Origin of the sequence: Streptomyces yaizuensis (assembly GCF_034961445.1) — a bacterium.
Taxonomy (GTDB): Bacteria; Actinomycetota; Actinomycetes; order Streptomycetales; family Streptomycetaceae; genus Streptomyces; species Streptomyces yaizuensis.
On record NZ_BSBI01000013.1, the window covers coordinates 142,068 to 162,041 of the forward strand.

Genomic DNA, 19,974 nt, shown 5'->3' on the forward strand with positions numbered 1-19,974 from the left:
CAGGTGGTCCGGCGCATCCCGGCGGTGGCCTGGTGCGTTGTGCTGGCCGACAGGTCACCGCCAAGCCGGGAGTCCCCATGAATGCCATCGACCCCGCATATCGGATCCGCCCCAGTTGGTGGAGCACCGACACCTACATCCATCTTGCTGCACTGGAGGACGGCGCCCTTCCGTGCAAGGGGCTTTCTCCCCAGGCTCGGGAGTCTCCTACCCTTCCGATCCTCGGACTTCTGCTGTCCGCGATCTGGGCCCTCGGCCAGACGGCCAACCTGACCAAGGCCAACGAACGCGCGATGGAGCAGCTTCAGAACGCCGAGCTCAGAGCACGCCGCGCCGCTGAGGAGGCCCGGCTGACGGTGAGTCGTCTGACCGACCGGACGTACGACGACGAGCTCGCCGGGTACGAGCGCAAGTGCGAGCAGACCGACCCGGGGTGGGGTCCTCCCCAGGCGCATCTCACCCGGCTGAGCTTCACGGTCCGGCTGCCCGGCTACTCGGGCGACCAGGTCACCACGATGGTCCACATCGACAACGAGGGCCGCTTGACCTCATCGGGCACGGGGCCGCTCACGGACCTCGATGGACTGGACAGACTCGATCTCCGCGCCGCCATCGCCACCCTTGAACAACTCGTCGAGCGATCGGCCACGCACAGCCAGCAGCAGTAGGCCGCGGTGAGGGTGGACACTGCCCTGTGGGAGTCACCGTCCTGGCTCGGTGCGGGCGGCGCGCAGCAGGCCGACGGCATCGTGCGGGGTGAGGAGTTCGGTGCCCGGGCCGAGGGGGATCTCGTCGGCGGTGAGCCGGGCGGGGGCGCGCTCGTCCCGGCCGCCGAGGACGCCCCTCACCGCAGGTGCGCCCTCCGGCGCGGGCAGGACGCCCCGGACGTACTGGTCCCCCAGCAGGGGAGCGTGGACGAATCCCAGGAGGAAGCGGGTCACGTCCGTCTGGAGGTCTTCCACCTCGTGCTCGTCTTCGTCTGCAGCGTTCACTCGTTCACCCCGTCGGGGCATGTGCGCATGCCGGCGCAACACTCTCTCCTCAGGGAACGGCAGGTCCACACTGTGTCGGCCGAGCCGTCCGCCCGTGCACTCGACCTCGCCGGAGCCCTGCCCGCCACCCCGGCGGCCGGACTCCTCCCGGCAGCCCCCTCGCAGGGGCTGGCTGTCAGTACAGGTGGGCGATCTCCAGCGCGGTCACCATGAGAACCAGGCCGGTGGTGACCTGGTACTTGACCACGGCGGAGTGGACCGTTGCGATCCGGCGGTCCCGCTCGTCGCGCTTCATGGGCTCGGAACCGTGACCGTAGGGGTTCTGGCCCAGAGTCTTCTTCTTCGCGGCCTCGAAATCGGAACGGACCCCCCGGGGCATCGCCCTCAGATCACCGATCGCCCGATCCGTGTATGCGATCTTGTAGCTCAATGCTCGACCTCCCCGGCCTCGCTGACACCGGTGAGGTCGCCGCTGCCGATACGGTCGCCCTCCGCGTCGATCTGAGCCGCCGCCTCGGGCGGGGTGGCCCACATCACCAGCCGCTGGAACAGCCGGTGCCCGGGAACGTGCCGGATCTCCTCGTCGAACCGCTCCCGACGCCCGGGATCAAGGGCCTCACGGATCCCCGCGATCGTCGCCGGCCGACGCACCCGCCCCGCCGGAGTCGACATCCCCCACGTAGCCGGAACCCCCGGATCCGGTGCCTCCTCCGGCACCACCGTGAACGCCACGACACCACCGCCCACCGTGCGCGCGAAACCGTCGAGGGAACCGCGCTCCACCCGCTCGGCCCCCCCGGCTTCCGCAAGCACCGACCCCGGCAACGCCCAGCGCAGCAACACGCGGTCCAGGTAGTTCCCGGCGGTGCGCTCCACCTCCCGGTCGAAAACCGCCCGCTGCTCCCCGTCCAGTTGCTCCCGCACGCCCGCGATGGTCGCGGGCACCTCCAACGGCACCCCGTCGGCCTCGATGATCCAGACGTTGTCCGTGCGTGTGCCGGGCACGCCACCTCCCAAAGGGGTCAAGTACAGCCTCTGCGGAACACCAGCCGTGCGGACGATCCCCGGACCGACAGCACGCGCACCACCCGCAGCGGTTCCGTGCCAGCCCCTAAGACGCCCATGGCCCGGATCAGCCTAGAGGCGGACAAGCCCGGATGAGGCGCTCTTCTCAGGGGCGCACGCCGCACACCGACAGCGCCAAGGGCACTGCCGTACGCCCCCGGACCACGACCGCGATCATGAGGGACCCCGGGCTGCCGGACCCGCCGCGCTCCGGCCCGGGACCCTGCGCAGAGTCCCACGCCTGACCGGAGGACGACTGATGGATCTTCACCGAGCTGTGCCGGTGACCATGGACGCCCAGCAGGGCCTCATCAACCCGCGCACCCGGCCAGTAGCGCCCACCCTGGCGGGCCTGGTCGCGGAGTGGACAGCTGCCGGACGGCCGCTCGTGCTGACCCGCTTCCGCAACCCGCCCGGCTCGGTACGAGACGGTCACCGGCAGGACCCGGATCGCCCCTTCACCGCAGGCGCACCTCGTCGGCAAGGCCCGCACAGGGAGACTTCGATCGCGCGGGCCCGACTCTGTGCTCCAGCGTCCACCCGCAACCGAACGCCTGCGCCAACGAGGCCACAGTGACACAAGCTCCGGTACCGGCCGCCCTGGGAATGCGCTCGGTATAGTGCGTGGCTCATATACCCAAGAGGGTTCCTGTCCGCCGCTCCGACCGGATACGGCCGCGCCCTTCTTGGAGATCCCATGCCCTCACCACCTTCACTCTGTGCCATCTGGTTCGTCGTTCGCGGTGAGTCCCCGGGGACACAGGCAGTCGATCCCGGCCAGTACGGGGTCGACATTCCCAACGATGTACTGACGTGGGCCGAGAGCCATGGCCTTGACCCTGCCGACCCGGACATCTACCTCTTGGTCGCCCCTGCCAACGAGGCGGATCCCGAGGTGACCGGAGAGATGGCCCGCTGCTGGCACCCACTGCACCCCGAGACGGAAGCCCAGCTGCGCGAGGCATGGGAGGAGGCCCACTGAAGGACGGTCCACAGCACAGGCAGCGCCGCCTCCCGGCATCATGCCGGAGTCAACAGGCGGCTGCGCGCCCCCGGTACCGCGCCGGTCCGCCGGGCCAGACCATGGCGGAGAGCTCCAGCGTGTTGGCGCCGGCGACGACGGCGTAGCTCGCCTCGGTCACGCATCGCGGGCCGATCCGCGCCGCCGCCATCCGCGCCGCACTCGCGGCCGTGTAGCGCACGGCGAGGGCCATCAGCATCACGCTGATGGCGGGCCAGGCCGCATCCGCCGACACCCGCCACGGCCAGTCGACCAGCAGCTGAGTGAGGACGGCGGCGGTGGCGAGCAGCGCGACTGCGGTGGCCGCCGCCGCGACCGCCTGCCCGGCGGCCACGGCGAGCATGGCGCACCGGTCGGTCCGCCACGCCAGACGGACGGCTTGGGCGACCAGGCCGGGGAGTTCAGCGGCAACGGCACGGCCAGTCATCGACAGCGTGCGCCGTTGATGCACATCCAACGGCGGGGAAGGGGGCGGGGTCTGCGGGGTGGTCATGGGCACCATGTGAGCCGCAGCGGGTACGGCGGCGGCACCGGATTTCCGGGAGCCCGGGCCGCCCGCCGCAGGTCACCCGCCACCGTGACGCAGAGTGGTTCACCCGTTCGGGTACTTTCTGGTCGTTCAGATCTCCAGGGCGGGCAGATAGCGCCAACCGTCCCCGGTGTACTCCCCTACCGGCTCCCACCGGGGACCCTGACCCAGGCGTGGTACTCCGTCGGTGGTTCGACCCGCGCCCCAACACACCAGGTCAGCCGCCTGCCGAGCAGCGAACAGGCCAGTGTCGCCCCAAACTCCCTTCGAGGCAGGCGATCCGGACCGGCCACCGGCGTCCGCCATGTCGCGCGCGCAGCGGGCCTCTCCCCCGGATTCACCGATGAGGGAGAGCGGCGGTGAACCCGGCGGCGAGGTCTTTGACCTGGATTGAGAGGTGTGCGACCGGAGGAGGGTGAGAACGTCGTGGCCTCGGTCGGACATGACCTGGTCTGCGCCCACGGCCGTACCGCGCTTCCCGCCGCAGCAGCTCGCCGGCCACCGCGCCGTCGATGTCGAGGCCGCCGTTCCCGGCTGGCAGCAGCGCGCCGACCTGCGAGTCCGGGCCGTCACGGAACACGAACCGTGTACCGGCCGCGTGACCTGACCGAGGTCCGGAATCCCGGCACGCCTGCGGTCCCACCCGTGTCCTCGACGCCTTCAACGGCCCGCTGGGTCCCGGTTCCTTTCTCGGGGAGGGTCTTCACCTCACTCTCGTCAGCGACCGCACCCTGTGGCTCGCTGACGGCGGGAACCGGCACCCGGACACCCCCACTCGGGGGCCGGGGCCGGGTGGAGTCTTGTCCATCTCACTTCGGCCGCCGCGGTCCGCGGGCTCGGCCCGCTTGTGGCAGCCCGGGCGCCGGTCCGGACGCCGTCAAGGAGATGCGCCTGCTGTGCCCGTCTCCGACTCCTGGAACTGTGCCCTCCTCCCGGAAGGGCGTGCGCTGGCTGCCCGTGCCCGGGTGGGCGTCGGCGTCCGTGCCCTGGGGCATCCTGACGCTATGGGAAAGATGGAGGCGGCGATCGCGGATCCACGGGCTGGGGATCTGCTGGGCCCTCAGCAGGCCGCCGCCTATCTGGGCCTGCGGAAGCGTGAGTTCAGCTATCTGGTCGAGGCCGGTCTGGTGGTTCCCGCCGCCCGGCGGGCGGCCGGCCCTCTTCAGTACGACGCCGGCTCCCTGGACAGTGTGCTGCGGATGCCCCTCGGCTGGGACGCCGCACGGGCCGCCCATCCCCGCCTGGGCTCGCCATGGGCTGGCCTGGCCGGCTCCGCTGCGGAGCGCGGGACGCTCGTACGGGACACCGTCCAGCAGCTCCGGGCGGCCGGTGTGGGCGTGTGGGCGCGGTACAGCTCCCGGGCGGACCAGTGGACCCTGGACTGGGAACCCCGGCCGGAGGGGCCGGAGCGCGAGCATGTGCGGCAGTTGCTGCCGGACCGGCTCGCTCGCGCGGTGGACGCGGGACGGCTGGTACTCCTTGGGCCCGTCGGCCAGACGATGCACTGGGCCCACGCCATGACCCGACCCGGGGCCAGTTGCGTCGTCGACACCGAGACCACCGGACTGGGACCCGACGCGCGCATCGTGGAGATCGCCGTCCTCGACGGGCACACAGGGGAGACCCTTGTGGACACCCTGGTCCGTCCGGGGGTTCCGATTCCCGCTCGCGCGAGCGGTGTGCACGGGATCACGGACAGCATGGTCAGGTCCGCCCCGGAATGGGACGAGGTCCTCCCGCGGGTCCTCGGCGCCGTCGGCTCCCGTACCCCGCTGGCCTACAACGCGCCCTTCGACTGCCGGATGATCCAGCAGCACTGCCGCGCTCTCGGACTCGGCTCCGGGCCCCTGCGCGATCTGTCGGTGTGGGGATGTCTGATGCGCCGCCGGTCCGCCTGGCTCGGAACCACCACCCCTCTGCGCCTCAATGGCGGCCACCGGGCCCGCCGGGACACCGAGGCCGCGTACCGCCTTCTGCACGAACTCGTGAGGACACCCGCAACGCTGCTCTCCCCGACCGCGGACTCCGCAGGCATCTGAAACGTGGATGCCCTGGCCGTCCTGCCGGCTTACCCCCGCGTGGGCGGGGAGGAGGCTTCGTGAGCGGGCTTGTCAGCTGGGCGGGGCGAGGGTGAGGAGTCCGCAGCCGTATGCCCTGCCGTGGCCGATGCCGTGCGTGAGGGTTCGCCGCAGGGCGTCGGGGTCGGTGACGCGCAGGTGGCCGTCGAAGGTGACGGCGCGGATGCGGACCCGGTCGCCCCGGCTGTGATTGCCGGTGCGGTGGAAGTCGAGCGCGTCGCTCGCGGTGACGGCGGTCTGGGGGTGTCCGCCGGTGGTGGGAAGGGTGAACCCGAGGGTGGGTGACCGGTCCGTGAGCCATTGGAGCTGGTCTGCGGGGGTGGTGAGGGCGGTACGGACGCCGCGCCGGTCGGGGCGGCCGGGTCGGCGAATGGCCTTGGTGGGGTTGGCGGTCAGGCGGAACCGGAGCCGTACCCCGGGGCGGAGCTTGTCGAGGAGGGGGGTGTAGGGGCGGGTGTCCCAGCCGGGGTTGCCGGGGGTGGCGGTGCGCGGCCAGCCCGCCTGTTCGACGACGTGGGTGAGGTCCGGGACGGCCGGGCTGACGACGAGGAGGGTCTGCTGCCGGTAGGGGTGGCGGGTTTCGTCGAGGCGCCACAGGGTCCGGCCGTCCTGGCTGTCCTGCGGGGACGGGGGGAAGGCGGCGGCAACGGCGGCATGGAGGCGTTGAGGGGAGGCGGTGAGGTGGGGGCGGGCGGGGTTGAGGTGGATGCGGGTGAGGTAGTGGGTCATGTGAGGTCGTCCAGGGCGTCGAAGAAGTCCGGCCCGCCATCACGGTCCCGGTCGGCGGGCTGGGGTGCGGCGAGGGCGCGGGTGGCGGTGGCGCGGGGGGCGTGACGGCGGCGGCCGGGGGTGAAGTCAAGGGGATGGTCGTTGGCCAGCCGGGCGGCGGGGTCGGTGGGGTGGGTGTCGTGGTGGATGGTCATCCGGTGGCCGGGGTGGGACTGCTGGAACCAGCCGGCGGCCTGCCACGACACGAGGTGTTCGAGGACGGTGACGGGGTCGTCCGTGTCGTGGTGGAGGCTGTGGGCGACGGGTCGGGCCGGGGGACAGGAGCGGCGGCCGAGGAAGAGCGGGTGCACGGGGCTGCGCAGGGCCTGGTGGAGGCGGTTCATCACAGGGGTGGGGCCGGCGAGGGCGGCGGTGAAGACGGCGTCGGCGAGGTAGAAGCGATTCGACAGCGGCATGGCCTTGCCGGTGCGGGAGTGGGTGGTGTGAAAGTCCCGCAGCCGGTGCCCGGGCTGGTCGGTGCGCACCGCATAGGTGAGAGCGGCGAGGCGGGCGAGGCCCGCGGTGTCGGCGCGGTCGAGGCCGCAGGCGGCGCCGAGGAGTCCGATGACACCGGACTTGGTGGGCTGGGGCTCGGTGGGGCGGTGGGCCCAGCGGGCGGCGAGGCCCCACGCCTGGAGGGGCCCGGCGAGGACGAGGACGAGGACGCTCACGCCGCCGCCCGGGCAGTGGTGGTGCGGGCGGCGAGTTCGGCCGCCGCCGTGTCGGCGAGTTCGCCGATCGTGGCGGTGCGGGTGGCGAGGGCGTGGAGGGGCTCACTGGCCCTGGGGTCGGTGGTGAGGATCCAGGAGACGGCGGCGGGGTCGCCGTAGGCGGCGGAGAGGGCGCTGGCGTGCTCGGCGAGCCGGGCCGCTGCGGCGGGGAGATAGCCGCCGGCGGCGGTCTCGACGGGGGTCTCGAACGCCGCGGCGTGGCTGAGGGGGGTGCCGGTGACGGTGGCGATCAGCACGGTCGGCCGGGTCTGGTGGGCGTAGGAGGTGACCGAGCCGGAGGGCAGGGACTCGGCGAAGACCCGGACGACCGCCGCCGTCACGGTCTGGACGGTCATCGCCCCGGCGTACGCGGTGAGGTTGGTGGCGAGGTCGGGGCCGGTGAGGGAGGCGTAGCGGTAGAGGGTGGGGGCGGTGAACTCGCGCTGCCCGATCATCCCGGCGCCGGTGTCGTGGGCGAGGTCGTCGACGGCGGAGAAGAAGTCGGCTTCGACGGGGGTGCGGTGGACGGCGAGAGCGTGCGCGACCTGGACGGCGGCGTCGACGTTCAGGTCGTCTCCGGCGGCGATCATCCGGCCGAACAGGGCGATGTCGACCGCGTCGGCGGACCGGACCGCCTCCGTGAGCGCGGTGGCGTTGGTCCGGGTCTTGAGGAAGGCGGTGATGTCGTCGGCGCCTTCGGCGGCGAGGGCGGCGAGCCGGTCGATCTGCCGGTGGCCAAGGAAAAGGATTTCCTTGGTGGGCGGGGCGCTGGTGACGGTGGTCTTGCGGCGGGTGGCGGCGGTGTCCGTGCTGGCGCCGGTGGCCTGGGTGAGAACCTTCTCGGCGATCTCGGCCGCCGCCTCCTTGCCGAGGCCGGGCCGCAGGGTGCACAGGGAGGTGGCGAGGAGGCCGATGCCGTGGCGGGTGCGCACCGCGAGGTCCTCGGCGGGGACCAGACCGGCGGTGGTGAACTTCTCGCGCATGGCCCGCTTCCAGGACTGGGACGACACCCGGGCCCGGCGCACACCCCCGTAGGTGGCGGTCTTCGGGGAACCGAGGTCGTCCCTGTTGATGTTGCTGGGCGGCAGAGTCTGCAGGGCGTGGAGGTCGAGGTGAACGCTCATGAGGGTGCTTCTTCCTTGTCTCGTGGGGTGGTTCAGGCGGTGGTGGTGCGGCGCTGGGCGCGGGCCTTGGCGCGGGTGTAGTCGGCGGCCCAGGCGCGGTGGACGCGGTCGGGGCCGCCGGGGGTCTGCCAGGTGTGGAGGTCGTCGGCGAGGAGCCCGTAGTCGAGGGCGTCCGCACCGCGGAACAGGCGCCGGGTCCAGGGGAGGAGGGCGTCGAGGGTGGCGGCCCGCAGCGCTCGGGCGAGGTCGGCTTCGGCGGTGGGCCGGGTGAGAGCGGTGCGGGCGGCGGCGGTTCCGGGGCGGGTGTCGCGCTGTTCGGTGGAGCGGACGTGCGGGACCTGGGTGCGGGCCCAGAGCTGGGCGGCGGCGCATACCGCGGTCGCGGCGCGGGCGTAGGTCTCCTCGTCGGGGCCGGGACCGGTGGCGGGGTGGAGGCCGGTCAGCTCCAGGGCCACCCACAGGCCGGGGTCCGACGGCGGGGTGCTGCGGGTGAGGCGGGCGCGGACGCCACGGTCGAAACCCTGCTCTTGGCGGCTCTGCAGGCGGTTGAGGAACCGGTCGGTGACGGTACGGACCGGGACCGGGCGGGCGGCGGGGGCGGGGGTGGTCATGCGGACACGTCCTCCTGCGGTACGGGGGCGGGGGTGGTGAGGGCGACCAGGGCGGCGGTGTGGATCCGGGCGGCGGCGAGTGCCGCCCGGCCGCTGCTTCCGGGTCCGGCGGTCCGCCGCACGGCCGCTCGGAGGGCCTGGTGCCACGCGTCGGATCCGGCCGCCGGGTCGGCGGCGAACTCCTCCCACGCCCAGGCGAGATGCGCGGCGAGGGAGAGGGACGCCCGGGACTGCACGGCCTTCGGCGCGAGGTTCAGGGCCTCGGCGGCGGCGTGATTGATCTCCCGCTGAAGTTCCCACGGCCGGCGGGCGGCGGCCGCCAGGGCGGCGCGGGCCTCCGGGTCGGCGAGGGTACGGGCCGGTCCGAGGGGGGCGGTGAGGTGGACGATACCGGACAGGGCGGCGCGGTGACTGGTGGTGTGCCCGGCGCGCAGCACCTCCGCCCGCAGGGGCAGGTCCGCGGGGAGGGTCCCGCGCTCGGCGGCGGCCGTGGCGTGGTCGAGGACCGCGCAGCCACCGGCTCCGTCGTCGAGAAGGGCGGCGGGTGCCCAGGGGAGAAGGTGGCGTGCGGCGTCCGTGATGGCCAGACGGGTTCCGCGGGCGTTCACCGCCGCGGCGGGGTCCCACTGGGCGGCGGCCTCGTCGGGGCTGCCCGGCCGGTCGCCGTCGTGGACCGCGACCGCGGTGATACGGCCGCCGTCGCCGGGCAGGAGCCGCAGGCGCCGGGTCGGCCAGGTCCACCAGTCCAGCGGTCCGGCCGGCTCCCGCTGGCGCATCGGCGCGGGCGCCGGATCCCGCTCCCACACCGGCGCGTCCCCTGCCAGCCGGGCGCCGGGCGGGCAGTTCAGCAGCAGCTCGTCCTTCAGGCAGGAGCCCGGGATCCGCAGGTGGGTCATCACGCTGAGCGGGCCCGGCTTGGAGCCGTAGACCTTCCCGCCCCGGGTGGCCGGGTCGTCGGGGTGTCCGGTGCGGATCCCGCCCGGGTGCCACGCCTGCAGCACCACCAGACCGACCGCGGCGTCGGCCGGGTCCCACGGCCGCGGGGCGAGGAGGAGGTGCGGGGCGAACTGTGACGCGCCCGAGCCCCAGGAGGCGCAGTCCAGGGCCGCGGCGTCCCGGGTCGGTTCGGTGACCGCCGGGGACTGCCAGAACGGCTGGACCGGGCTGAGCAGGTCGAACCGGCCGGCGTGTGCGTCGAGGTAGGCGGTGACGCGGCCGGTGTCCAGGGTCGGGGCGTGCCAGGCCGCGTCCCAGCCGTCCGTGCCGGCGGGCCGGGCCGCCGACGCCCACACCGCGAGCAGCGGCCTCATGAGCGCGGCGGTCTCCTCCGGCCGCCCGGCGAGCCGGACCTCGTGGGCGCGGGCGAACGCCTCGCGCAGCGAGAGCCGGGCCGGGCCGTCACAGCTGTCCAGGACGGGCAGCCAGGGCCGCTCAAGCAGGTCGAATCCCATCGGATCCCCTTGGTCTCGGCGGCACTTCACCGCGCTGCGGGCTGGTCTGCCGAGCACCCTGACAGACCCGTCCCCAAATCGCAACATGCTATGTTGCGATTTGATCGGAGGGTTCTGGAGAGGAGCACCCGCATGACGAAACGGCTCATCAGGCGCGTCCCGCGCCCCTGGCCGATAACCCCGGAAGCAGGCATTCGCGTCCGGCTGGTCGCCCGGCGGCGCTACCATCGGGTGGTCCGCAGCCCCACCGACCGCCCCGAGGCCATGACCACCGGCGAGACCCTTCCCGAGCTGATCCACCGCCTGGTCGGCAAACACGGCCGCGCCTGGGTGGAACGGGAGATCGAATACGACGCGGACACCATCGACCGGCACCTCCTCGACGCCGTGCTCGTCCACGCGCGCCGGCACCCCCGGGGACCCGCCACCGACCCCGGTGAGGTCACCACCGACCCGCTGCCCCTGGCCGACCTCGCGGCCCTGCTGCGCGTACGCAACGACACCCTGTCCCGGGCCCTGCGTAACGACCCCGCCGCCCCCTCCTCCGCGACCGCCCCCGGCACCCGGGCCGCCTGGCGCTACGCCGACATCCACGCCTGGTGGCCCAACCGGCGCCGCCGCGGACAGTACGACCGCCCGGCCGGCGGAACGGCATGACCACCACCGTCTGAATCCCCGCCCCGTGAGGGGCGCCACCACCGCCGCCCCCTTTCCTTCCCGGCGGCACCGAAAGCGGCTGACGGCACCGCCGTACCCGAACACCCCTGGCACCCTCAGCCCCGGCGGAACCCCCTCACCCGGGGCGCCACCGCGACCCTGCCGAAGGCGCCCTGATCCCGGCCGCCGACTGCACATCACCGCCCCGCGCACCAGCCCGGCGGCCTGACCGAACCCCGGCGCCGGGAGCGCCATGCCCCCTCGGCCCGCGGGCGCCGTGAACGAAGGAAGGTATGGATTGCCATGGTGCGGACGCACGGCATCGACGGGGGCACGCCGGCCGATCGCGCGCACGGCGCGATCCGCAGGGCCGCCCCGCAGATCCCGCGGACCGGGGGCGAGGGTCTCGATCTGACGGTACTCCCGCGCCGGAGGGAACCCCGTGCGCCCCGTCCGGCCCACGCGAGCCCGGTACGACCTGCTGCGGACGGGCCTCGCCGACCGCCCCCCGGCCAGGGACGGCCAGCGGCCGGAACTCCCGCGCGGGCGGGCGATCGCCCCGGCCGGCCACGTGTCCATGCCCCGGCGGCCCCGGCCGGGACCCGGCCCGCCGGGGCCGCCCCGGCGACGCCCGACGTGATGGACCAGGGGCACGTCACCCCGCGGGGCGGGCCGGAATGGGCGCAGGCGTGGCCGCGGAGCCGCCGGCGGATCGCGGTGGAGGGGGACCGGAGCACCGGCACCGACGGCTCGGACGCCTTCGGCCACCACACCGTCTCCGGAATCCTCGGTCTGCCGATGCCCAGGGAGCGGTGATGGCGCGCTACCGGATCGACCGCGCCTGCGGTCACCAGGAAACGGTCCAGCTCCCCGGAAAGGGACGCGAGCGTGACCGGCGCGCCGCGAGGGAACAGTCGCGCCCCTGTCGCGAGTGCTGGCACAAGGAGCGCGAGGAGGAGAGCCGGGCCGCCGCCGAGGCCGCCGAACGCGACGGGCTGTCCAGGCTCCAGGGCCCGCCCAGGGCGGTCGCGTGGGCCGCAACCATCCGCCAGGTGCTCCTCACACGGTTGGAGAAGTACGTCGCGGACCTTCAGCACGCCGGGCCGGACAGGAGCGGGCATGGCGCCGAAGGCGGCGGGGCGGGTGCGCACAGCGCACCCGCCTCAGCTCCGGCCGTGGCGGAGGCCGGGCGGACGGCGCTGGCGGCGGTACGTGAGATCAGCACGGCCGGCTGGTTCATCGACCACCGCGACGTCCCGCCGCCCGTGCTCGTGACACGCGCCGGGAGGGGCGAGTTCGTGCCGCGCACCCGGGAGCAGAAGGCCGCGGGATTCGACCCCCACGGCTACAACACCGTCACGCTCCCGGAGGGCGAGGTCCGGCCCGGCCGGGACGGTGACGCCGCTGTCGTCACGCTCCGCTGCTCGCGATGGGAGGGCTGTACCTTCACCCATCCCGCCGCCCTGACCACGGTGCGCGCAGCGGGCACCGGCCCGCAGGAGCGGGCCGGGGTGGTGGAGTTGCGGTTCCATGGAGGCTGGCGCTTCGCGGTGAGCGACGGGCGGCGGACGCTGCGGGTGCCGGCGCAGGAGATGCACGCCGACCGCACCACCGGCAGGCGCGACGGGCCGGGCCCCCGGCACTACCTGCTTCCCGCTCCCTGGCGGGAAGGGGCATGGAACGAGATCGACGTTCCGGCAGGGGACGTCGACGGCGAGGCGTTCACCGCTTTCGGGGAGCGCCGGCCGGGGTGGGTGCGGGTGACGCTGCGCAGGTCCCGGTGGGAGGGGCTGCATCTGCACCATCGCGGGGAGCTGGTGGTGCGGCACCGGCCCGGGTTCGTGACGCTCCTGGTCCCGCCCGACATGCCGCAGGTGTGGCTGCGCGGCGGCGTCGGCAGGACCGTGGTGCCGGCCGCGGAGCTCGCCGGGGACCGCGCCCGCCCCCTTCACCGGCCGGGGGAATCCCTGGCCGTACCGCAGGAGCGGTGGCACCGGGTGGTCTTCGACCCCTCCCGGGTCCGGCGGGTGAAGGACGTGAGCATGTGCCGCTTCGGCTGGGAGACGGGCGATCCGAGGGCGGTCGTCTTCCATCGGATGACGATGTGCCGCACCCGCGAGGATGGCACGGTCGCCTGGCACTTCCCAGGCCACTGGGAGTTCAGGCTCCACCTCCCCCAGGGCGGCACACGCACCCTGTCTGCCACACAGTTCGTGGAGGCCACCGCCGACTGGGCGCTGACCGAGCCCGCCCCCGGCACCCACCGGCGCGTCCCCGAACCGCTCGATCCCGTCGTGGCCGAGATCGACGACGAACTCCTCGACGACCTCGGCATCCCCGAGGAATGGGACCTCCACGACGGCCCGGACCCCGGCGACGGACACCCCGCTCCCGCCGCCGCGGCACCGGGCGACGACACCGGCCGGGCCACCGCGGACAGCAGCGCACCCACCGCCCGCGCCGACCACCGGCCCGGCACGACGGCACACGGCACAGACGATGAGGGAAGGAACACGGACCGGTGACGACGGAAGAAGACGGCGCGGCGGGGCGGCCGGAGCTGCCGGGGCTGACGATCGAGCAGACCGGCGCGCTGCGCCGCTTCGCCCGGCTGAAGGCGGGCGCGGTCTTCATGGAGCAGGGCATGGGCAAGTCGAGGGTCGCGGTCGAGCTGGCGAACCACCGGGCCCGCGCCAGACGGGTCGACGCGGTGCTGTGGGTCGCACCGTGCTCCGTGCTCTCCACCGTCCAGGACGAGGTCGAACGGTGGGGCTGCGACGTGCCCGTGCGCTACCTGGGCTACCAGACCCTCTCCCAGGCCGACCGCGCCTACCTCGAAACCCTCGCCTGGGCGAAGACCCGCAAGCTGCTGATCGTCGCCGACGAGTCGGGCTTCATCAAGAACGGCTGGTCGAAACGCCACCAGCGGATGGTCGAACTGCGCCGCCACGCCGCGTACGCCCTCGCGCTCAACGGCACGCCCCTCACCCGTGACCTGTGGGACGTCAAGCGGCAGATGGACTGGCTCCACCCCAGGATCCTGGGTACGAGCGACCGGGCCTTCGGCTACCGGTACTTCACCCTCGTCGAACGTTCCGACCCCGCCCGGGGCCGCCGCGCCTGGTTCGAGGTGTACGAGCCGAATGTGAAGCACCTGCGCAGCCTGATGGAGCGCTACATCTTCGAGGCGCGCCTGGACATCGGCCTGCCCGAGGCCGAGCTCGACATCTCCCACGATGCAGGCGCCGGGACCCGGGAGAGGTACGAGGCGGAGCGGGATGAGTTCTTCGCGGCCTGGGAGCGGTACGGCGAGGAGATCGCGCTGTACCGCCTGCTGGGGAACCTCAAGCGCATCGCTGCCTGCTGCCCGGACAAGTGCGCCTCCGTCGCCGAACGCGTCGACGGCCAGCACACGATCGTCTTCTGCCAGTACCGCGCCGAACAGGACACCATCGCCGCCGCCCTCACCGGGGACCATCTCGTCATGTCCGGCTCCACGCCCGCCCGCGCGCGCGAGGAGATCTTCGCCCGCTTCCGCGCCGAGCGCCTGCCGCTCCTGGTCACCTACGGCACCGGGAGCTTCGGCCTGAACCTCCAGCACGTCGCCTCGGCGCACTTCGCCTCGCTGCCCTTCGACTTCGGGCAGGTCGAGCAGGCCCGCAGCCGCATCCGGCGCCTGGGCCAGCAGCATCCGCTCGTGTACACGACGCACACCTCTGACCTGGGCATCGACACCCTCGTCGCCCGCAATCTGCGCAACAAGAGCTGGCTCGCGCAGCTGATGCGCCGGGAGATCGACCCTTCCGGGATTCTGTGACATGCGTATCCCGACATGGGATACGGTGCGGGGTGCGGGGCCCGGTCCGGGCCGGCACCCCGCACCCGGCTCCCGCACAGCAGCACTCGGAAGGGACGAAGCCCCTGATGAAGAAGACCAGGCACATCGACGTCTGGGAGGCGACCCGGCGGCGACTCGACGTCATCCACCGGGACTTCGACAACCGGGTGCTCGCCTTCTCCGGCGGCAAGGACTCCGGCGTGATGCTCAACACGACCCTCGCCTACATGCGCGAGCACGGCATCACGAAGAAGCTCACCGTGGTCCACTTCGACTACGAGGCCCAGTACCAGGCCACCACCGACTACGTCACCGAGGTCATGACCTCGAACCTCGACCTCATCGACCCCGTCTGGATCTGCCTCCCCATGGCCGTGATCAGCGAGGTGTCGATGTACCAGAGCCACTGGAAGCCGTGGGACCCCGAGCTTCAGGACATCTGGGTCCGCCCCCTGCCCGACGCCCCCGGCGTCATCCACACCGGGAACGTGCCCGAGGGCTTCCCTACGTTCGACGGCGTGTGGGACTACACCTTCCAGGAGCAGGTCTCCCGGTGGCTGCACCGCCGCGCCGGCGCCGAGCGCACCGCCGTCCTCGTCGGGATCCGCACCCAGGAGTCCCTTCACCGGCAGGGGGCGATCCACCGCGAGGACAAGCACGCGATGTGGCAGTCCTACCGGTGGACCACCAAGCTCAGCGACGGCGTCTACAACGCCTACCCGATCCACGACTGGGACGTCGAGGACGTCTGGACCGCGAACGGTGACCACCAGTGGTCCTACAACGAGCTGTACGACTACTTCCACCTCGTCGGCGTCCCCCTCCACGACATGCGGGTGGCCAGCCCCTTCCGCGGCGAGGGACAGGAAAACCTCAAGCTCTACCGGGAGATCGAGCCGGACACCTGGGGCCGCCTCGTCGGCCGGGTCAACGGCGCCAACTTCACCGCGATCTACGGCGGCACCGGCGCCATGGGCGCCAAGAACGTCAAACTGCCCGAGGGCCACACCTGGAAGTCCTACGCGGTCTTCCTCTGGAAGACTCTCCCCGAGGAACGCCGGGCGGAGATGCTCCCGAAGATCCGCACCACCATGCGGTACTGGACCGTCACCGGCGGCGCCCTGACCGAAGGCACCGCGGCCAACCTCCGGGAGAACCCTCCAGACGATGCCGAGGTCGAGTTCCTGGGAGCGCCCAAGGACAACCGGAAGCGGAAGACGCCCATGGAGATCGTGCGCTTCTCCCGCTACCCCGACGACCTCTCCGGCCGCGGCCCGGCCGCGGAGATCCCGGACTGGCGGCGCATGGCCATCTGCTTCCTCCGAAATGACTGGCAGCTCAAGGGCATGGGCTTCGGCCAGAGCAAAATCCGGCACACCCAGAGGGTGCAGGCCCTGGAGAAGCTGAAGGAGACCCTGTAATGGCGGCCACCCGCGCGAAGAAGCAGACGCAGCCGTTCCGCAGTCCCGTCTATGACGTGCGGCCGGTCCCGCTGGACCAGGTCCAGGCGAACAACTACAACCCGAACCGGGTCGCACCTCCGGAGCTGACGGGGCTGGAGAACAGCATGTGGGTGGACGGCATCACCCAGCCCGTCGTCACCGTCCACGACGAGGCCACCGGCACCTACGAGATCGTCGACGGCTACCACCGCTGGCGCACCGTGCGGGAGTCCGGCCGTATCCGCGAGCGGGAGAAGGACACGCTCCCCGTCGTCGTCCTGCGCGGCAAGGACGACGACCAGCTCAAGGCGTCCACCGTCCGGCACAACCAGGCGCGCGGCAAACACGACGAAGAGCTGATGTCACGCCTGGTCGCCCTGCTCATCGACTCCGGCATGACGCCGAAGTGGACCATGAAGCAGCTGGGCATGGAGCCCGACGAATTCCGCCGACTCCTCCAGCTGACCGGAGCCGCCCGGTACTTCTTCGGCACCGGGGCCGTGGACATCGAACCCCCCGCCGACACCCCCCACTGGCAGGAGGAACCGGGCCCCGGCGCCCCCGTCCAGCAGGTCCTCCCGCTCCACACACCCCGCGCGGGCGCCCCCTCGGACAGCCCCGTCTACCGGGTCCAGGCCGTCCCCATGAGCATGATCCGCGCCAACAACTACAACCCCAACCAGATGACCCCGAGCAGGCGCCGGCTCCTGCGGACCTCGGTGTGGCAGGACGGACTCACCCAGCCCGTCGTCGCCCACTACCTCCCCGACGAGGACGTCTACGAGATCGTCGACGGCTACCACCGCTACCTCACCGTCCGCGACACCCCCCGCATCCGCGAGCGGGAGAACGATCTGCTGCCCGTCGTCGCCCTGGAAGGCGACATGCCCCACATGATGAGCTCCACCGTCCGCCACAACCGCTTCCGCGGCACCCACAGCATCCTCCTCACCCGGGACCTGGTCCGCACCATCACCCGCAGCAAGCCCGACACCTGGGTACTGGAGAACATCGGGATCGGCGCCGAACAGCTCCTGCGGCTGAAGGACGACAGGCCCCTGGCCTCCGCCTACGCCGGCCGCGGCTACAGCGAAGGAGACCGCGATGCCTGAGAACCCGCTCACCCTCCGCCTCGACACGCGCGCACTCGCCCTCATCGACGCCTCCGGAAACCGCACCCGCGCACTCCGGGCAGCCCTCGAACAGATCGCCCGCGGCGCCATCCCCGACCACCGACGCCCGGTCCGCCAGCAGATCTCGGCACGACTCCCGCACGACCTCGTCCACCGGGCCCGCGACCGCGCCGCCGCCCACGGCATCGACCTGGCCGAAGCCGTCGAAGCCGTCACCCTCGGCACCACGCCCCGGGACGGACCCCAGATAAACGCTCGGACCGTGCACTTCCCCGGAATTCCCCTCGGCGGACGCGAACCCGAGACCATCGACCGGCCCAACGACGACATCGGCCATTCGTGTTCGGGCGCCCGGATCGGGAGTCCAGCTTGTTCCTGCACATCGGATGGTCACTCTTTGGCGTGAGTGCAGGGTATGAGGCAATCTTCCTCATGATTCCGAACCCTGCGACGGGACACGGGAGGTCATGGAGGGTTGCGGAGTCCGCGAGGCCGGAGGCGACGTGCCCGGCGCGGGCTCGGGTGCGCCGGGCACGGACGGCCTGCCGCCGTTCATTCCTGGATGCTCTCGGGGTCGGGGAGTTCGGGTGGGAAGTGGCGCTCGAGGATCTCGGCCCAGCGGGGCAGCACGACGAAGCCGGTGGTGTCGGCCTGGGCCTGGGCGAGTTCGGTGAGGGCGTCGGCGAAGCGCTGCGCCGGGGTGCCGGGAGGCAGAGCGGCGGCGGCTTCCCGGAGCCGCTGGTGGGCGGCGGGGAAGACGCCCCTCGCCCAGGCTTCCGACTCGGCGACCCGCCGGGCGCCGTCCTCCGACTCGATCCTGAGGATCGCGAGTTCCGGGCACTCGGCGGTGTGCCAGACCTCGTGCCACACCCGGTCCTCCCCCACCCATGCGATGCGGCTTTTGTCGGGGCCCGGCAGCGCCCAGCAGTCGGTGCAGTCGGTTCGTTCCCTCTTCGGCCCGTCGTCCACAGGGGCCTCCCTTCCTGATGGGCAGAGCCTGCCATTCCGCCCTGCCCCGGGGCCAGGGAATAGCCACGGCTCTTCCCGGGCGGCCAGGGCGGCCCGTACGACTGCCGCCGACGTGATCGCCTGTCGCGTGGTCCCAGCGCGTGGAGCACGGCAGTGAACCCTGTACCGCACCCGCTCTGCTCCCGGAGGCGGCCGGCCTGGTCGGTGCGTCTATGCTCAGCTGCCTGTTCCTGTCGTGATTGCCCGTCCCGTACCGCTGTTCTCCAGGAGCCGTCCACCGTGATGTCCGCAGAGGTCCGCACACGCACCCATGCCGCTGTCCTGGCGGTCACTGTCCTCCTCGCGCTCGGGCTCCTCTACGCCTTGTTCGTCCAGGACAGGACCGATCCAGCGCGGCGCGCGGCCGCGAACGCGTGGCCGGGGGGAGGCTTCGATCCGGAGGAGTACACCCGGCGGGAGGCCGGGGACCCGCTGGCCATCGGCAGCCCCGACGCCCCGGTCGTGATGAACGACTACCTGGACTTCCGCTGCGGCTCCTGCACCACCTTCGCCCGCGAGATCGAGCCGGTTCTGGTCGAGAAGTATGTCAACAGCGGTCAACTGCGCATCGAGTGGCGCAACGTACCCCTGCTCGGCGAGGACTCTGCGCGGGCCGCCCGCGCCGCCTGGGCTGCCGGGCAGCAGGGCCGGTTCAGGCAGTTCCGTGCGCTCGCCCTCGCCGAGGGAACGGAAACCGGGGCACTCTCCGAGAGCAGCCTGAGGAAGATGGCGGCGAAGGCCGGGGTGCCCGACCCGGACCGCTTCTCCAAGGACCTGCACGGCCGGATGGCCGACGCCGCGATCGTGAGGGACCAGGCGGAAGCCGAGGAGATCGGCATCACCTCCCTTCCCTTCCTGCTGATCAACGGCCAGCCGGTCAAGGGAAGTTTGTCCCTGGCGGCCGTCACACAGGCGATCGAGAAGGCATTGAGGGCACGGGAGGACAGCATGGGTCTTGAATAGCCGGCGACGGTCAGGGGCCCTCGGCCGGGACGCGGGAATCCGGTCGGCAGCGGCCCCGGCGAGACCGGGCCTCCTATGCCACCGCCACGGGGAAGGCCCCGCACAGAACCGTCTCCTCAGGGAACAGGGAGCGGGGGAGCCGATCCAGCCCCGCCGGCACCCCACGGAAAGGCACTCCACCCGGTGAGTCCGCAACGTGCGCACGCCCGCCGCAAGCGCACAGGGCCGCCGCCCCGTCGTCCAGCCAGGCGAGCGGGCCGGAGCGGGCAACCTGCGGTGCGCGAGCGCGGGGCCTGCTTCCTCGCCGACGACCTCGTCCTGGTCCGCCCCGGGCCCGTCCATCCGCGCGTCGAGCGGATTCTGCCATGGCTTCCGGCGGGAATCCCCGGATCCCGCCGCCCCTGCGGGCACGGTCCCGGCCCCCTGAGGCCCCGGCGGGGCGCCGGTGGCCATGCTCCGGACGCTGTCCGGGTCCTCCTGCAGTGCCGCTCGGGCCGGGGTCCGGGGCGCCGGTCACAAGCCCGCGTCCTGGCGCAGACCGTCGTGGTGGCGGGTGGGCGGGCGGCGGGTCCGCTCGAGGGGTG

22 protein-coding genes are annotated in these 19,974 nt (G+C 72.6%); 12 read left to right on the forward strand and 10 right to left on the reverse strand.

Annotation, left to right across the window (positions count from 1 at the left end; translation table 11 throughout):
• The first annotated feature begins 77 nt into the window (after positions 1-77).
• Positions 78-668 carry a hypothetical protein gene (locus SYYSPA8_RS28010; RefSeq protein WP_323450142.1) on the forward strand — a complete coding sequence of 197 codons (591 nt, stop codon included), beginning with the start codon at positions 78-80 and terminating at the stop codon, positions 666-668.
• Between the two features lie 33 nt (positions 669-701).
• Here the strand turns inward: SYYSPA8_RS28010 and SYYSPA8_RS28015 are convergent, their stop codons facing one another.
• The 3 genes from SYYSPA8_RS28015 to SYYSPA8_RS28025 all read right to left on the reverse strand — a co-directional run bounded on the left by SYYSPA8_RS28015 (position 702) and on the right by SYYSPA8_RS28025 (position 1,997).
• Positions 702-992, reverse strand: coding sequence for a hypothetical protein (locus SYYSPA8_RS28015; RefSeq protein WP_323450143.1), 291 nt, complete (start codon positions 990-992; stop codon positions 702-704).
• A 175-nt stretch (positions 993-1,167) separates the two neighbouring features.
• A complete protein-coding gene (locus SYYSPA8_RS28020; RefSeq protein ID WP_323450144.1) occupies positions 1,168-1,422 on the reverse strand; it encodes a hypothetical protein in 255 nt (84 codons plus the stop codon).
• Entirely contained in the window at positions 1,419-1,997 is a 579-nt protein-coding gene (locus tag SYYSPA8_RS28025) for a hypothetical protein (RefSeq protein ID WP_323450145.1), read from the reverse strand. Before SYYSPA8_RS28025 ends, SYYSPA8_RS28020 begins: the two co-directional genes overlap by 4 nt.
• A gap of 757 nt (positions 1,998-2,754) precedes the next feature.
• Here SYYSPA8_RS28025 and SYYSPA8_RS28030 point away from each other — a divergent pair.
• Entirely contained in the window at positions 2,755-3,039 is a 285-nt protein-coding gene (locus SYYSPA8_RS28030) for a hypothetical protein (protein WP_323450146.1), read from the forward strand.
• Between the two features lie 49 nt (positions 3,040-3,088).
• On the opposite strand, the gene SYYSPA8_RS28035 is transcribed toward SYYSPA8_RS28030, so the two are convergent.
• A complete protein-coding gene (locus SYYSPA8_RS28035; RefSeq protein ID WP_323450147.1) occupies positions 3,089-3,571 on the reverse strand; it encodes a hypothetical protein in 483 nt (160 codons plus the stop codon).
• A 478-nt stretch (positions 3,572-4,049) separates the two neighbouring features.
• On the opposite strand from SYYSPA8_RS28035, the gene SYYSPA8_RS28040 reads away from it, so the two are divergent.
• Both SYYSPA8_RS28040 and SYYSPA8_RS28045 read left to right on the forward strand, forming a co-directional pair.
• A complete protein-coding gene (locus tag SYYSPA8_RS28040; protein WP_323450148.1) occupies positions 4,050-4,214 on the forward strand; it encodes a hypothetical protein in 165 nt (54 codons plus the stop codon).
• Between the two features lie 397 nt (positions 4,215-4,611).
• Complete coding sequence (locus SYYSPA8_RS28045) at positions 4,612-5,646, forward strand: 3'-5' exonuclease (RefSeq protein ID WP_323450149.1); 1,035 nt, start codon at positions 4,612-4,614, stop codon at positions 5,644-5,646.
• Between the two features lie 72 nt (positions 5,647-5,718).
• On the opposite strand, the gene cas6e is transcribed toward SYYSPA8_RS28045, so the two are convergent.
• The 5 genes from cas6e to casA are packed head-to-tail and all read right to left on the reverse strand — an operon-like array spanning position 5,719 to position 10,349.
• Positions 5,719-6,414, reverse strand: coding sequence for a type I-E CRISPR-associated protein Cas6/Cse3/CasE (cas6e, locus tag SYYSPA8_RS28050; protein WP_323450150.1), 696 nt, complete (start codon positions 6,412-6,414; stop codon positions 5,719-5,721).
• Positions 6,411-7,124, reverse strand: a complete 714-nt coding sequence (cas5e, locus tag SYYSPA8_RS28055) for a type I-E CRISPR-associated protein Cas5/CasD (protein ID WP_323450151.1) — start codon at positions 7,122-7,124, stop codon at positions 6,411-6,413. Before cas5e ends, cas6e begins: the two co-directional genes overlap by 4 nt.
• Entirely contained in the window at positions 7,121-8,287 is a 1,167-nt protein-coding gene (gene cas7e, locus SYYSPA8_RS28060; protein ID WP_323450152.1) for a type I-E CRISPR-associated protein Cas7/Cse4/CasC, read from the reverse strand. Before cas7e ends, cas5e begins: the two co-directional genes overlap by 4 nt.
• A 32-nt stretch (positions 8,288-8,319) precedes the next feature.
• A complete protein-coding gene (gene casB / locus SYYSPA8_RS28065; protein ID WP_323450153.1) occupies positions 8,320-8,898 on the reverse strand; it encodes a type I-E CRISPR-associated protein Cse2/CasB in 579 nt (192 codons plus the stop codon).
• Positions 8,895-10,349, reverse strand: coding sequence for a type I-E CRISPR-associated protein Cse1/CasA (gene casA, locus SYYSPA8_RS28070; RefSeq protein WP_323450154.1), 1,455 nt, complete (start codon positions 10,347-10,349; stop codon positions 8,895-8,897). The genes casB and casA overlap by 4 nt, the downstream gene beginning before the upstream one ends.
• 132 nt (positions 10,350-10,481) lie before the next feature.
• Here casA and SYYSPA8_RS28075 point away from each other — a divergent pair, with 132 nt between their 5' ends.
• The 7 genes from SYYSPA8_RS28075 to SYYSPA8_RS28105 all read left to right on the forward strand — a co-directional run bounded on the left by SYYSPA8_RS28075 (position 10,482) and on the right by SYYSPA8_RS28105 (position 17,825).
• Positions 10,482-11,006 carry a hypothetical protein gene (locus SYYSPA8_RS28075; protein ID WP_323450155.1) on the forward strand — a complete coding sequence of 175 codons (525 nt, stop codon included), beginning with the start codon at positions 10,482-10,484 and terminating at the stop codon, positions 11,004-11,006.
• A 639-nt stretch (positions 11,007-11,645) separates the two neighbouring features.
• Positions 11,646-11,822: a hypothetical protein gene (locus tag SYYSPA8_RS28080; RefSeq protein WP_323450156.1), complete on the forward strand. Its 177-nt coding sequence runs from the start codon at positions 11,646-11,648 to the stop codon at positions 11,820-11,822.
• The gene (locus SYYSPA8_RS28085; RefSeq protein WP_323450157.1) at positions 11,822-13,531 is read left to right on the forward strand and encodes a hypothetical protein; all 1,710 of its coding nucleotides are present in this window, start codon (positions 11,822-11,824) and stop codon (positions 13,529-13,531) included. Before SYYSPA8_RS28080 ends, SYYSPA8_RS28085 begins: the two co-directional genes overlap by 1 nt.
• Entirely contained in the window at positions 13,528-14,823 is a 1,296-nt protein-coding gene (locus SYYSPA8_RS28090; protein ID WP_323450158.1) for a DEAD/DEAH box helicase, read from the forward strand. Before SYYSPA8_RS28085 ends, SYYSPA8_RS28090 begins: the two co-directional genes overlap by 4 nt.
• A 107-nt stretch (positions 14,824-14,930) precedes the next feature.
• Entirely contained in the window at positions 14,931-16,265 is a 1,335-nt protein-coding gene (locus SYYSPA8_RS28095; protein ID WP_323450159.1) for a DUF3440 domain-containing protein, read from the forward strand.
• On the forward strand, positions 16,265-17,398 hold the full coding sequence (locus SYYSPA8_RS28100; RefSeq protein ID WP_323450160.1) for a ParB N-terminal domain-containing protein: 1,134 nt from the start codon (positions 16,265-16,267) through the stop codon (positions 17,396-17,398). Before SYYSPA8_RS28095 ends, SYYSPA8_RS28100 begins: the two co-directional genes overlap by 1 nt.
• On the forward strand, positions 17,391-17,825 hold the full coding sequence (locus tag SYYSPA8_RS28105; protein WP_323450161.1) for a hypothetical protein: 435 nt from the start codon (positions 17,391-17,393) through the stop codon (positions 17,823-17,825). Before SYYSPA8_RS28100 ends, SYYSPA8_RS28105 begins: the two co-directional genes overlap by 8 nt.
• Before the next feature lie 146 nt (positions 17,826-17,971).
• Here the strand turns inward: SYYSPA8_RS28105 and SYYSPA8_RS28110 are convergent, their stop codons facing one another.
• Positions 17,972-18,388 (reverse strand): hypothetical protein, encoded by a 417-nt coding sequence (locus SYYSPA8_RS28110; protein ID WP_323450162.1) that lies wholly within the window; start codon positions 18,386-18,388, stop codon positions 17,972-17,974.
• A gap of 282 nt (positions 18,389-18,670) precedes the next feature.
• Between SYYSPA8_RS28110 and SYYSPA8_RS28115 the strand changes: the two genes are divergently transcribed.
• On the forward strand, positions 18,671-19,390 hold the full coding sequence (locus SYYSPA8_RS28115) for a DsbA family protein (protein ID WP_323450273.1): 720 nt from the start codon (positions 18,671-18,673) through the stop codon (positions 19,388-19,390).
• The last annotated feature ends 584 nt before the right edge of the window (positions 19,391-19,974 follow it).

Bases quoted from the DNA above. Each gene is read 5' to 3' on its own strand.
- casA (WP_323450154.1), bottom strand. From the start codon at position 10,349: ATGGGATTCGACCTGCTTGAGCGGCCCTGGCTGCCCGTCCTGGACAGC.
- cas6e (WP_323450150.1), bottom strand. From the start codon at position 6,414: ATGACCCACTACCTCACCCGCATCCACCTCAACCCCGCCCGCCCCCAC.
- SYYSPA8_RS28115 (WP_323450273.1), top strand. From the start codon at position 18,671: ATGTCCGCAGAGGTCCGCACACGCACCCATGCCGCTGTCCTGGCGGTC.
- SYYSPA8_RS28085 (WP_323450157.1), top strand. From the start codon at position 11,822: ATGGCGCGCTACCGGATCGACCGCGCCTGCGGTCACCAGGAAACGGTC.
- SYYSPA8_RS28075 (WP_323450155.1), top strand. From the start codon at position 10,482: ATGACGAAACGGCTCATCAGGCGCGTCCCGCGCCCCTGGCCGATAACC.
- SYYSPA8_RS28040 (WP_323450148.1), top strand. From the start codon at position 4,050: ATGACCTGGTCTGCGCCCACGGCCGTACCGCGCTTCCCGCCGCAGCAG.
- casB (WP_323450153.1), bottom strand. From the start codon at position 8,898: ATGACCACCCCCGCCCCCGCCGCCCGCCCGGTCCCGGTCCGTACCGTC.
- SYYSPA8_RS28095 (WP_323450159.1), top strand. From the start codon at position 14,931: ATGAAGAAGACCAGGCACATCGACGTCTGGGAGGCGACCCGGCGGCGA.
- SYYSPA8_RS28080 (WP_323450156.1), top strand. From the start codon at position 11,646: ATGGACCAGGGGCACGTCACCCCGCGGGGCGGGCCGGAATGGGCGCAG.
- cas7e (WP_323450152.1), bottom strand. From the start codon at position 8,287: ATGAGCGTTCACCTCGACCTCCACGCCCTGCAGACTCTGCCGCCCAGC.
- SYYSPA8_RS28010 (WP_323450142.1), top strand. From the start codon at position 78: ATGAATGCCATCGACCCCGCATATCGGATCCGCCCCAGTTGGTGGAGC.
- SYYSPA8_RS28035 (WP_323450147.1), bottom strand. From the start codon at position 3,571: ATGACCACCCCGCAGACCCCGCCCCCTTCCCCGCCGTTGGATGTGCAT.
- SYYSPA8_RS28105 (WP_323450161.1), top strand. From the start codon at position 17,391: ATGCCTGAGAACCCGCTCACCCTCCGCCTCGACACGCGCGCACTCGCC.
- SYYSPA8_RS28100 (WP_323450160.1), top strand. From the start codon at position 16,265: ATGGCGGCCACCCGCGCGAAGAAGCAGACGCAGCCGTTCCGCAGTCCC.
- SYYSPA8_RS28045 (WP_323450149.1), top strand. From the start codon at position 4,612: ATGGGAAAGATGGAGGCGGCGATCGCGGATCCACGGGCTGGGGATCTG.
- SYYSPA8_RS28030 (WP_323450146.1), top strand. From the start codon at position 2,755: ATGCCCTCACCACCTTCACTCTGTGCCATCTGGTTCGTCGTTCGCGGT.